The organism is Nostoc sp. WHI (assembly GCF_015714725.1).
Lineage (GTDB): Bacteria > Cyanobacteriota > Cyanobacteriia > Cyanobacteriales > Nostocaceae > Nostoc.
The window spans coordinates 20281-33201 of sequence record NZ_WBKM01000236.1; the positions used below are offsets into that span (position 1 = coordinate 20281).

Consider the following 12921-nt stretch of genomic DNA (forward strand, 5'->3'; position numbering starts at 1 on the left):
TGAGTAATGAGTGCTGAGTCCTGAGTAAAATAGTACGGATAAATTTGAGGGTAGTAAATAGTCAAAAATTTTGCTTTGACTAAAGTAAAGTCTGTTACTTGTTTAAGTTTCTCATCAGTCTGTCTAAATCAAGTCTTTAATCTTCAGATTCCAGACTCAGCATTGAGGACTCAGAACTGTATTCCGTGCTAATATCAGCTACACGCAACCGCAAAAAGCCGTGGCTATTGGATTAAAATCTCATCGGGTATCAAGAAAGGGTAAACATTCAGCGCATCCTCTCCAGCGCCTGTTTGATTATGGACACCAGTATCGTAAACAAATTTGGCTGGCGACTACTTATTCTACCCTCAATAAGTTTTTTGACTTGGCACCACCTGGCTTAATTGGCGTCGCAGTAGATGTGGTAGTCAAGCAGCAGGATTCCATAATTGCACAGTTAGGAGTACACGATGTCTTTGGGCAATTTTTAATTATTTCCTTCCTCACTGTCATTATTTGGATATTAGAATCGGTTTTTGAGTACGCCTACGCTCGACTTTGGCGGAATTTAGCGCAGAATATTCAGCATGACTTGCGTTTGGATGCATATAAACATTTGCAAGAGTTGGAATTGGCTTATTTTGAAGAACGCAGCACTGGCAATTTAATGTCTATCCTCAGCGATGATATTAACCAACTAGAGCGGTTTTTGGATGTGGGAGCAAATGATATCATCCAAGTTTCTGCAACTGTTTTAATTATTAGCGCTGCTTTCTTTATTTTGGCTCCTAGTGTGGCGTGGATGGCTTTATCGCCAATGCCATTTATCCTCTGGGGTTCCTTTGCTTATCAACGACTGCTTGCGCCTCGCTATGCTGATGTACGCGAAAAGGTAGGTTTTCTCAACTCGCGTTTATCAAATAATATCAGCGGAATTACTACTATTAAAAGTTTTACCGCCGAAGCTTATGAAGCCTCTCGTTTGGAAGTAGATAGTGAAGCTTATCGCCGCAGTAACTCCAAAGCAATTGCTCTTTCTGCTGCTTTTGTACCGTTAATTCGGATGTTGATTTTGGGAGGTTTCACTGCATTACTATTGTATGGTGGGATGGCAGCAGTTTCTGGAGAAATGTCTGTAGGTACTTACAGCGTATTAGTGTTTTTAATTCAGCGTTTGCTGTGGCCTTTAACAAGGTTAGGCGAAACATTTGATCAATATCAACGGGCGATGGCTTCTACTAATCGAGTCATGAATTTGTTAGATACTCCCATCGCTATTCATACAGGAAATGTAGCCTTACCTGTGGATAAAGTGCGCGGTGAGGTGCAATTTAAAAATGTTACTTTTGCCTACCAAGATAGATTTCCAGTTATTAAAAATCTATCTTTGGATATTCCGGCGGGAAAAACCATTGCAATTGTCGGTTCCACTGGTTCCGGTAAAAGCACTTTAGTCAAACTTTTGTTGCGGTTGTACGAAGTGCAAACTGGAAACATTACTCTGGATGGTATTGACTTACAAAGTTTGAATTTGCAAGATTTGCGGCGCTGCATTGGGTTGGTGAGTCAAGATGTCTTTCTATTTCATGGCACTGTAGCGGAGAATATTGCCTATGGCAGTTTTGATACTACAGAGCAAGAAATTCTTACGGCGGCGACGGTAGCTGAGGCGCACGAATTTATTATCAATCTGCCCCAAGGTTATGAGACAATTGTAGGGGAAAGAGGACAAAAGTTATCTGGTGGACAAAGACAACGGATTGCGATCGCCCGTGCAGTCTTAAAGAATCCCCCTATTTTGATTTTAGATGAAGCAACCTCGGCGGTAGATAATGAAACAGAAGCCGCAATCCAGCGATCGCTCGAACGGATTACAGTAGATAGAACTACAATTGCGATCGCTCATCGTCTTTCCACTATCCGCAATGCCGATTGCATTTATGTCATGGAACATGGGAAATTAGTAGAGTCGGGAACCCATGAGCAACTGCTACAGAAAGATGAGATTTATTCCAGTCTCTGGCGTGTACAGTCAGGTTTGAGATAACTTTCGCGCATTGTTTGTCTCTTAATTACGAATTATTTATGTTTTTTGGTAATAGTCAACCAGAATCAGGTGATAACAAGTGGCGTCACCAGTTGGATAAGTTTGTCAAAGCAAATCAGCAAGAATTGGCGGCGCTATTTTGGGGATTGTGGTTAGCAAATGGCGATAGTCAGGGTACTGTTGGTATTGATTTACAACCAACGCCCCATTTTGTTTATTGTCCGAAAGAGCAGATAGAGAAGTTAAATATTAAGGTTGAAAATCGGCTTCAGGAAATTTTGGGAATTATTGAGAATAATAAGCCGGAAGTGGAAGTTGTGATGATTGGGATTGGGAAGGGGGAAATTAAGTTAATTCAGTTTGCACCGGAACCAGCACCACCGATTTGTTTTGAGGAAGCTGGGAAGGATGTGGAGGGGTTATTGGATGTGCTGGAAGAGAGGATGAGGGAGGAGGTTGTTTTTTAACGCAGAGGAACGCTAAGGGAAGCGCAGAGGAACGCAGAGGAAGATAAGAACTTTGCGTTTATTGTTTAGTTAATTGCTTTATTGCTACTGGTGGCTATCTATCGCCAAGCAAAAATATTAGCCCTATGTTCCGCCTCCCAAGCTCAAAATAACTGGAATTAATAGAATTTTGTAGAGTTAATGGCTTCTGAATTTTATTGTTACGAGTTTTAATGTTAAATAAGGTCACACAAAGGAGTATATTCATCATTAGGGACTTAAGAGTGGTGACTAGAAGGAGGACAAAGAGGAGAATAATAACTTCTAACTCTTAACTCAGCACTTAAGAGGCAGCATCGGAAGCAAGCAGTGCCAAAAATCATCGCTATTCTCAACGGTAAAGGAGGAGTCGGCAAAACGACTACCGCAGTCAATCTGGCTGCCAACTTTGCGAAGAAAAACAAGGTGCTTCTGATTGACGCAGATATTCAAGGTTCTGCCAGTTGGTGGTTTGGGCGCAGTCAGCAGGGAATGGGATTTGATCTATCTCAAGAAACTGATCCCACACTTTTAGGTGATTTAGGAAAGATAACAGGTTACGATTTAGTAGTGGTGGATACACCTCCTGCGCTGCGCTCTGAAGCATTAGCGGCAGTAGTTGCGATCGCAGATTATCTAGTTTTGCCTTCACCCCCAGCTGCAATGGATTTAGCTATCCTCGTGGAAACAGTCAGGGAAGCCGTTATCCCATCGGGAACCCCCCATCGGGTACTGCTCACCAAAGTCGATACGCGAAGTCTAGGGGAAGCACTAGAAGCAAAGAACACTCTGACTCGGCTAGGTATTCCGACTTTTAATACCTTGATCCGTGCCTATAAAGCTCATGAACGAGCGGCACTTGAGGGTGTGGCCATTACTCAATGGCGAGGAGGAAATGCACGGGAGGCAGAGTCAGACTATCGCCGTGCAGCTGATGAATTACAGCGTGATTGGAGGAAAAAATAATGGCTAGGAAACAAAGTCTCTCCGACTTATTACAAGAAGAAGCACAAAAATTTACACCCCCAGAAGGTGAATCTGCGATCGAAGTTGTAGCAGAAGAAATTGCCCAAGAAGAAGCTTCATCAGATGAAGAATCGTCGGCACAAACATCTGAGTCAACTTCTACTAAACGCACAAGTCCAACTAAGGCTGATTTAGAAGCAACTGTCAAAGAATTGACAAGTACTTTAGAGACAAGCCATCAAAAGGAAGCTTCTCTTGAACAGAAAATTGTTGGTTTGCAATCAAAATTATCTAAACAACAAGCAATAGCATCTGAACAAGAAGAATTAACAGAACGGTTAACAAAAGAACTTGACGAAACAAAAAAAACAGCACTACAACTTGCAGAAGCGAATTCCCAGCTTATAGAAGAAATTAATGCCTCAAAACAAGCAGCAGAAGCTAATTCCAAACTTGCTGTAGCGGTAAAAGAAACTAGTGCTATAAAATCCGTAAAAGAACACTACAATCCACTTAACTACAAAAAATCACATCGTTCATCAGAAAAACTAGCTCAAAATCAACCACAAAATCAACCAAATGAGTATCCTGAAACTTCTAATGAGATGTGGTTACTTGACTAGAGTCAGTTACTCAACTGCTTGAGCAAGAAAATTCCAAAACATACATCAATCTTTAGTCCATAGACTACAGAATAGCTCTAGAACAGGGAGTTGTGAGAAATGAATGGGCAAATCTCTACTCCCACCATCTAAGAAAGTTTTCCAAAATGTCAAAATTGGGACTAAACCCACGTACAATTGATATCGCCTATTCCTTAATCCAGGAGCTATTGCCATGCCAATGGCGGTTGGGGTAATTGAAACTTTAGGTTTTCCTAGTGTCTTAGCAGCAGCAGATGCAATGGTCAAAGCTGCCGCAGTTACTATTGTGTATTATGGTCAAGCCGAAAGCGCTCGCTTGTTAGTCGCCGTCCGGGGACACGTTGCTGAGGTAAAAAGAGCTGTTGAAGCCGGAATCGCTGCTGGAGAGCAAGTAAAGGCTGGTGCAGTAATCACCCACTACATCGTTGCCAATCCCCCAGAAAATGTGGAAACCATATTACCAATCCATTTCAATGAAAAATCAGAACCTTTCCGGATCTTCTAAGCAATTTCGCCATCCAAGTCTGTAGCGAAGCTTCTCATATATCGTTTATTCATACAGGAGATTACTAATGTCATTACAGGCAGTTGGAGCACTTGAAACAAAAGGTTTTCCTGCGGTGCTAGCAGCAGCAGATGCTATGGTAAAAGCTGGTCGAGTCACTCTCGTTGGTTATATCAGAGTCGGTAGCGCTCGCTTTACAGTTAATATTCGTGGCGATGTTTCTGAGGTGAAGACGGCTATGGCTGCTGGTATTGAAGCCGCAGAAAATGTTTATGGCGGTACCCTGGAATCGTGGGTGATTATTGCTCGTCCCCATGAAAACGTTGAAGCTGTTCTGCCAATTGCTTACACAGAACAAGTCCAAGAGTATCGAGAATCTGTAGAAAATCCCATTGTCAGATCAAACAGTCGATGAAGAGTGCTGAGTTCCCAGTGCTGAGTGCTGAGTGAAAAGACCCCCCACAAGGGGCGGGGCTTTTACCGTAGTACGGAATACTGAGTACTTCTTAAATTTACCCAGCACTCAGCACTCAGTACTGAGTTGATGAAGCTATTTTAAAAAGGATAAATTTGCCTATTAATCCCTAATATCTGGAATAGCGATCGCCATGTGTCATACTGGGGATGATTCCCGGCTATGGCAGTAATATTTATACATAGATTCTTTCAACTATACGGTTACATTAAATTTAAATAATATTACAAAGAAAGTGGCGAGTTTTTTCGCCACGAAAATTTTAGGAATTATTAATGCCACTCTATTAACCGCTAATTTGAGTATATGCACTCAATAAGATTATAAATCTTAGTATCAAATAGAACTAAATCTTTATTGAGATAAGACGTTGGAGAAGATTGAAACTTCTACGGGTGAAATAACGCCTAAATTTGAGTTAAATTAGATGCGTTCCTTGTCTCGCTTACAAAATACCAGATTTTTGCAACCTATCTCCTACAAATGTGTATCTTCAGCATTTTAGGCAGATTTCTATTCTCAGTTAAAAAACATAACTTTACAAAAAGCTTAAATTAACGAAATTGACTCAAATGCCTCATAAACATTAGTTTGAGGCACTTTGAAATTGCCAGCAAAACATGAATGCAGAAATTTCTGCATAATTTTAGTGAATTAAGACGTAATGAAAGTGGAATCACTGAGATGTTTCATGAAAATCATGAAATCCGGGGCATCTGCCAGTTAAACAATTAGGTGGGAGAAATGGGGGTTGTGATGCAAACTTCAAAATTGAGTTTCGAGGAACGCAATCTCACTATGACAAAAGATGTGGAACAACTAGCTCTAGATTGGCGAAAGCGCTTGGCTGCGGAATGTCCAGAACCAAGTGAAACTGCTAGGCAAAGTATTATTCTTTGGCTATTTGGATCTGACTCCAAACGGTTTGATCTATTTAACCCCAAGGAACTCGATATTGCCAAGCAAGCGATGGAATATCGCTGGAGGATTTTACGTCAACGCTATTTGGGGCTAGGGCGAGAACGGGCTTATCGCAACTTGATAACGCGACTGGGGAGTTTAATGACATTACGGAATAAAATTCAGACTTGGGTTGCCCTGAGCCGCGATCGCCAGCGCAGCGTGATGGATGTGTTGCAAGAGGTACTCCAGGAATTACTGCAAAGCGACACCTACATGCAACAGCAAATGGCTGATATTGCAAAATATACAACCGATAGACGATTGAGGGATACTCTCCTATTTGCCACTTTAGAAGAATATTGTCTGCGACCAGTACGCAATCAACCGCTATTGGCCTACCGCTTCATAAACTACCTACGACATACTCAGCGTGGCGGCTTAACCCAAGTGCCAAGCCGTGACTTGATTAGATTAGTGTCGGAAGAAGTTCTTACGGATGACAGTGACAATCGAGTTAACTTAGTGGATAGTCAGGCGATCGCAGAATATCAAGAAGCACAACAGCTAGAGGAACAACGAGCGCTGCGTCAGTCAGTCCAAAACGAATTTGAAAATTATTTACAAGAAAATCTGGGGACAGACGCAGTAGAATGGCTACGACTGTATCTGCAAGGTAAATCCCAAGAGGAAATTGCCCACAAATTAAATAAACAGACTAAAGAAGTATACCGACTGCGAGAAAAAATTAGTTACCACGCTGTGCGTGTCTTTGCTCTCAAAGGTAAACCAGAACTCGTAGACAACTGGCTCTCAATTTCCTTGCAAGAACATAACTTAGGGCTAACACAAAACCAATGGCAGCAACTTTATAAACAATTGACTCCTCTGGGGCGGCAAATCCTAGATTTGCGGAGAGCGGGTAACTCAATAGAAACGATAGCCCAACATTTAAAACTCAAAACCCATCAAGTGCTAGGCGAATGGACAAAAATCTATCTTGTAGCCCAAGCTTTCAGAACCCAGGAGTAGGCTGTGAGGCATCTAGTTGGATCAATTAAGGCGGTGTGTAAAAGTGGTAGCAGAGGAGTAGAGGAGAATTTATCGTAAGTTTCTTCTCTATCCCCCTTTGCGTTTTCATCTCCTTATGGCTCACTTACTAGAGTATATTGCAACTCAGTATTCTCCCCAATCTATAATATAAAATTCGTCTTTCCCTGAAAGTTTAATTAAGTATATATAATTAAAGCTTTAGCAATCCAACAAAGTATCTTTATTAACTACCTACTAAATAGAGGCAAAATAAATATTATATTTAAGTAAACACCAACCAATCAAATCTATGTTGTCTTCAGAGGGTGAATTAAATGATCCCGCAGCCAATGGACAGCAAATGCTAACTGCCGCTCAAGCTAAGTGGGAAGAAGGAAGCGATCGCGAGCAAATATTCCACTTAATTGATAGTCTTTTGTCCTTTGAAGCTTGTCTCTACCACCAGATTTTGCCCTTTGGATTAGAAGATAACAACCTCTTGCTAGGTATGGTTTATCCACAAGACAGTGAGGCACTAGATTATGTTGGTAGCATTTTGTCTTATGTAAATTGCAAAATGGTGATTGAGGCGATCGCAACCGACGCTCACCGCAGAGTCCTCTCGGCCTACCTCAACCATAAGAATACATCTCAGCTAGATGCTAAACAAGAGCATCGGCCAACAGTAGACTCTCTCCCAAAAAATGGCGCAGCTACCATTGCTGACAAACCTATTCCCTCGGTAGATACCGATTCTGAATCAAGTCAGCAACCAATATTAATGGTGTTTCAGACACAAAAGCGTCAACATTCTGGGCAGAGGGTAGACTTGCCTCCGATCCAAGAGCTAGATAAATTGTCTCAATCGACGACGTTCTCGCCCCCCCCTAGTTCCAAAAATCAAGCAGGGGAAACTTCGGAAGCAGCAACACCAAACAATTTACCTATTTTGCTCACGCCAGTTCCCGAACTACTTAGTCCTATTGAGGTGCTGCAAACACTATCACCCAAAAAATTATTAGAAGAATTACTAGGGCGAATCTTGGCTGGGGGAATTGGTCGGCTGTATTTAGAAAGACAAGCTTACGAAGGCAAAATACTGTGGAGTGAAAATGGAGTTTTGCAGTCTGTATTAGAAAAACTGCCGCTTTCTGTTTTTCAAGGAGTACTAAATGAATTAAAGCGGTTTGTTTCTCTGCCTGTTACCACCGTTTCAGAACCAAAACAGGTAGAGAAGGAATACGTATATCAAAAAAACCGCTTATTATTACGCTTGCGAGTCATGCCGGGAATCTACGGCGAAGAGGCAACACTCCAAGTGTTACGGGGAGGAGCATTAAAGTTCTATCAACAACAACAGTTGGCGCGTCTCGGTCGTGATGCCTTAGGAATTTCTCAGCAACTAAGCTTCAAGCTGCATGAACTACAAGAACGGCTTTTATTGAATCCCAGCCTTGACTCTCAGCAAGCAAAGGCTTTGGTTGCCCTGAATCAATTAGTGAAAAATTTAGACCAACAGATCAAAATACTGGCATTAGAGAGCAATCCCCCAACAAACAGCAAATAATCGGTCTGTCAGTGAAACCGCTGATTTCGATCACATACATAATTGTTATGTTGTAATGGAACCCAAGACCGATCAATCTTAGAGGTTCATTTCAAATAAATACAAATTTTGCGATCGTACTCTGAGTAAGATTACGGTTTAAACAAACTTATACTAGCAAAGTTAGTTCTCCACTCTTAAATCCATTTGTTGCAAATATTTCATGCTAACTGAGGTTTTTAGTGAACTTTTCCCGCTAATGAGTACAGCCAATCCACAGACTTTGGAATGGCTGCTCAACGTTGCAATTGAACATGAATACCCATCTGGGCGAGCTGTTGTGATGGAGGATGCCTGGGGTAACGCCGTTTACTTCGTGGTTTCTGGTTGGGTCAAAGTCCGGCGTACCGTGGGGGAAGATTCAGTAGCTCTGGCAATTTTTGGCCGTGGCGATTTTTTTGGAGAAATGGCAATTTTGGATGAATCTCCCCGCTCAACCGATGTCATTGCTCTTTCACCCGTGAAGTTGCTGAGTATCTCCAGAGAGCGTTTTATTCAAATATTGTTTAAAGACCCGCAGTTACATCACCGGATGTTGCAACTGATGGTGCGGCGATTACGGCAAATTAACCTGCGCTTGCAAATGCGGTCTTCACCACCGGCGGTCAAACTCGCCCATACTCTAGTGACTTTAGGCGAAAACTATGGTCAGGAATCGAACCTGGGAAGAGAAATTTTTAATATTCCCTTCAAAGATTTAGCAGAGGTGACAGAAATCGGCGTTGAAGAAACCACCAAAATCATGGAAAAATTGCATGAAAAAGGGTGGATCAACATTGACAGTGCCAACAACATCAATTATCTTGTGAACTTAAAACAGTTGATGAACTTGGCGGGCAAAGTGTAATTGCTTATCAAACAGAATTCAGGAGTCAGGAGTCAGAATTCAGAATGAATTCTGTAAGACTGGCGGATGAATAATCGGGTTTAAGACCCCCACAAAACAAGAAAATTTGGTGGTCTCTAATCAGTTGCGGGTCTAAGAACAAAGTTGCTCCTCTTGGGGAGACCCCAAGACCGCACTTTGCGCTGAATCCCCGACTGATAGCGACGCGCAAAGCGAGTCCGCGTACTCCTACGGAGAAGCAAGCTACGCTTTTAGCGTCTCGTAGAGAGCGTCTTGATTCTGACCGGAGGCGGAGCGTCTCCGGCTCCGCTCCTGAATTCTGACTTCTGAATTCTTCTTCAACCGATACAAATTTAGTTCAACAGGATTTAGCGATCGCTCTGCAACTCATCAATTAACAAGCAAGCAGCGTATAAAATGCACACCTTAACGCTAGGCTAAGAAATATAAAACAAAATGGCATAAAAATGCTTACTGTTGTCAAATCTAAGCCGGTTGCAATCGCAATCCTTTCCTTGGGCGTTCTATTTTACAGCCAAGTTGCATCAGCCGCCTTAACTTTATCCCTACGCAGCAAAAAGGGAATGGTGGTTTCAGCCCATCCCCTAGCAAGTGAGGCGGGAATTTCCATGTTACGCAAAGGTGGTAATGCAGTGGATGCAGCCGTAGCCACAACCTTTGCAATTTCTGTAGTTGAGCCTTTTTCGGCGGGAATCGGCGGCGGTGGATTTTTGTTGATGCACTCTGAAAAAACTGGCGATATCAAAGCCTTAGATTTCCGTGAACGCGCACCCCTGAAAGCTACAAGAAATATGTATCTTGACGCGAAAGGAAAGGTGCGCCCCAATGCAAGTATTAGTGGTTATTTGGCAGTAGGAACACCAGGAACGGTGGCAGGACTTTATGAAGTGCATCGTCGTTATGGTAAACTTTCTTGGCAAGAAGTGGTGAAACCTGCGATCGCACTTGCCAAGAAAGGCTTTATTCTGGGCGATGTCGCAACTTGGCGTTATCTGCAAACAAACCAGCCCGCCAAGCAAGCACTTCTTAAAAATCCAGCGTTGCGGGAAATTTTTACTCGCAACGGCGAATTTTATAAACCAGGGGACAAGTTAGTACAGCGTGATTTGGCACGCACTTTAACAGCAATTGCTCAGAATCCCCAAAGTTTTTACACCGGAAGTATTGCTCGCGCGATCGCTTCTGATATGGTAAAAAATGGTGGTTTAATTACCCTGGAAGACCTGAAAGCTTATAAAGCAATCTGGCGGACTCCCGTTTGTGGAAATTTTCGTAAAGCTAAAATTTGCTCAATGCCACCACCATCATCGGGAGGCGTTCACCTATTGCAGATTTTAAATATTATCGGTGACACTGATTTGAAATCTTTAGGATGGCATCATCCCGACGCAATACATTTAATGATAGAAGCAATGAAAATTGCTTACAGCGATCGCTCACAATATTTAGGCGATCCTGATTTTGTTAAAGTCCCTGTACAAGAACTGCTCAGTCCAGCTTACGCTAGCAAACGCCGTCAAGAAATTAATATGCAAATGGCTAGACCCTCAACCGAGGTAAAGCCAGGAGATTTGACTTCCAAATTCCAAATTCCAAATTCCAAATGTCTCCGTCTTCCCTCATCCCCTTGTCCTCGGCATGAATCTCCCCAAACCAGTCATCTTACTGTTGTGGATGAACAACGCAACGCCGTGAGTCTGACTTTCACGATTAACCTCAGTTTTGGTGCTGGTGTGGTGACACCGGAAACTGGAATTATCCTCAACAATGAGATGGATGATTTTGCTGCTGCGCCAGGAGTGCCTAATGCCTTTGGTTTAGTTGGTAACGATGCAAATGCGATCGCACCCCGTAAAACTCCTCTTTCCAGCATGACTCCCACAATTGTCACAGAAAATAATCATTTTCGGATGGCGGTGGGTGCGCCTGGTGGTAGCACGATCATCACCCAAGTGTTGCAAGTGATTCTGAATGTACTGGAATACAACATGGATGTTGGTGCGGCTGTTTCTGTTCCACGCATACACCATCAATGGCTTCCAGATGAGTTGCGCTTGGAATCTTGGGGCTTGGATACTCTCACTATGCAAGACTTACGCCGTCGGGGACACAAGATTAAGGAAACTACTCCTTGGGGTAATGGTAACGCGATCGCTGTGACAGCAGATGGAAATTTAGAAGGGGCAGCTGATCCTCGCGGCGAAGGTTCCCCCAAAGGGTGGTGAGGGACACAAGGGGGACAACGAGAAAAATAATAACTCCTAATGACCAATGACTATTGATTTTGGACAGTTGACTCTGCGTAGCTGCTGTTGCCAAACTCCTTTGCCCGTGCGCTAGGTACTAATGTCCAACCTGCTTTGAGAAGCTTTTGATAAGTTGCCCAACCTTTAGAACCACCTGGTATTTGATAATCTGGGACTACAAAATGTCCAAAAGCTGTGTAGGGACGCCAAGGTTGATTTGGTTCTGTCTGCAAATACAAAATTTTCTCTCCGTCGCCACCAGACTTAGGTAACCAGCACATTTGTCGAAGCATTACAAACTCCTTTGTTTTTGGCTAGAATCATAATAGCAAACTTTTGTCAAGCAATTTCTCACCCTTGTGGGGGACTTTTTTGCCTAATACTTTAGACAAAGTGTAATTAAGTTTTATCCATTACAGGATAATTACTTAACAAGTCATACTTATGAGAACAGCTGCTAGTAGGATACAAAGATAACAGTTTTCCCTCACCTTATTAACTAGGGGAGATTTTTCTAATGTTATCCGCGCTTTTTATGATTGTGTGTAACAATAACTACTTTTTTCAGAGGAGGTTTGCAATTCGCAATCAGACTATCGTGACTTAAACACAGGACTTACGCAACTGGCACAAAATGCGGGCGGGGCGAAGCCCCGACACACGGGAATTTAAATTAGACCAAACACATATGAACGTCTGGACGTTTTAATTGCTGAATTAGATAATTAGATAGTAAGTTGTGCTTGATTTTATAAATAGTTTGGCCTGTTTGATAGGCTAAATTTTTCAGTCTCAGCCAAACCAACATAGCACAAGCAATATGATTTCTTTGCCGAAAGTATCATCAACTAAACGATTAGTTTTCAAAGGACAATAATAAACTTTATCTAAACCATCAATATAAAGCATTAAATTATTTACCGCATACCACGTATCCATTAAAACAGTATCAAAAGGGAGAAGCTTTTGATATACAAGACCTTGCAGCATATTTTTTACGTGGTCTATCTTAGTTAAACCATCATTATCAGGATTAAAAATACGATAATCAATTACCCAAAAGTTTTGAGTGTTAGGATTCACCAGCCCCGTTGGGGCGGGTATAGGGTGTGGGGTGTTGGGTTGCAGGTTATAAAGAAGCCCCAACAGCCCTAAAGTCAGAAGC

At 42.3% G+C, this 12921-nt stretch carries 11 protein-coding genes and 1 pseudogene; 10 read left to right on the top strand and 2 right to left on the bottom strand.

Annotated elements, in window-relative coordinates; translation table 11 throughout:
• Positions 1-220 precede the first annotated feature (220 nt).
• The 10 genes from F8S12_RS24025 (at position 221) to ggt (ending at position 11735) form a co-directional block, all read left to right on the top strand.
• The gene (locus F8S12_RS24025) at positions 221-2029 is read left to right on the top strand and encodes an ABC transporter ATP-binding protein (RefSeq protein ID WP_196518828.1); all 1809 of its coding nucleotides are present in this window, start codon (positions 221-223) and stop codon (positions 2027-2029) included.
• A 38-nt stretch (positions 2030-2067) separates the two neighbouring features.
• Positions 2068-2496, top strand: a complete 429-nt coding sequence (ccmS, locus tag F8S12_RS24030) for a beta-carboxysome assembly chaperone CcmS (RefSeq protein ID WP_196518829.1) — start codon at positions 2068-2070, stop codon at positions 2494-2496.
• A gap of 348 nt (positions 2497-2844) precedes the next feature.
• Positions 2845-3480 (top strand): AAA family ATPase, encoded by a 636-nt coding sequence (locus F8S12_RS24035; RefSeq protein WP_196518830.1) that lies wholly within the window; start codon positions 2845-2847, stop codon positions 3478-3480.
• A complete protein-coding gene (locus F8S12_RS24040; RefSeq protein WP_196518831.1) occupies positions 3480-4103 on the top strand; it encodes a hypothetical protein in 624 nt (207 codons plus the stop codon). Before F8S12_RS24035 ends, F8S12_RS24040 begins: the two co-directional genes overlap by 1 nt.
• Positions 4104-4317: 214 nt before the next feature.
• Positions 4318-4629, top strand: coding sequence for a BMC domain-containing protein (locus tag F8S12_RS24045; protein ID WP_196518832.1), 312 nt, complete (start codon positions 4318-4320; stop codon positions 4627-4629).
• Positions 4630-4696: 67 nt separating this feature from the next.
• Positions 4697-5044, top strand: a complete 348-nt coding sequence (locus tag F8S12_RS24050; RefSeq protein ID WP_196518833.1) for a carbon dioxide-concentrating mechanism protein CcmK — start codon at positions 4697-4699, stop codon at positions 5042-5044.
• Positions 5045-5848: 804 nt separating this feature from the next.
• A complete protein-coding gene (locus F8S12_RS24055; protein WP_196518834.1) occupies positions 5849-7036 on the top strand; it encodes a HetZ-related protein 2 in 1188 nt (395 codons plus the stop codon).
• 310 nt (positions 7037-7346) lie between these two features.
• Positions 7347-8603: a pilus assembly protein PilB gene (locus tag F8S12_RS24060; RefSeq protein ID WP_196518835.1), complete on the top strand. Its 1257-nt coding sequence runs from the start codon at positions 7347-7349 to the stop codon at positions 8601-8603.
• A gap of 202 nt (positions 8604-8805) precedes the next feature.
• Positions 8806-9489 (top strand): Crp/Fnr family transcriptional regulator, encoded by a 684-nt coding sequence (locus F8S12_RS24065; RefSeq protein ID WP_196518836.1) that lies wholly within the window; start codon positions 8806-8808, stop codon positions 9487-9489.
• Positions 9490-9956: 467 nt separating this feature from the next.
• Positions 9957-11735, top strand: coding sequence for a gamma-glutamyltransferase (gene ggt, locus F8S12_RS24070; RefSeq protein ID WP_196518837.1), 1779 nt, complete (start codon positions 9957-9959; stop codon positions 11733-11735).
• A 50-nt stretch (positions 11736-11785) separates the two neighbouring features.
• On the opposite strand, the gene F8S12_RS24075 is transcribed toward ggt, so the two are convergent.
• Both F8S12_RS24075 and F8S12_RS24080 read right to left on the bottom strand, forming a co-directional pair.
• Positions 11786-12049, bottom strand: a complete 264-nt coding sequence (locus tag F8S12_RS24075) for a hypothetical protein (protein WP_196518838.1) — start codon at positions 12047-12049, stop codon at positions 11786-11788.
• 380 nt (positions 12050-12429) lie between these two features.
• A pseudogene (locus F8S12_RS24080) lies at positions 12430-12839 on the bottom strand (IS701 family transposase); the annotation flags it as partial.
• Positions 12840-12921 lie beyond the last annotated feature (82 nt).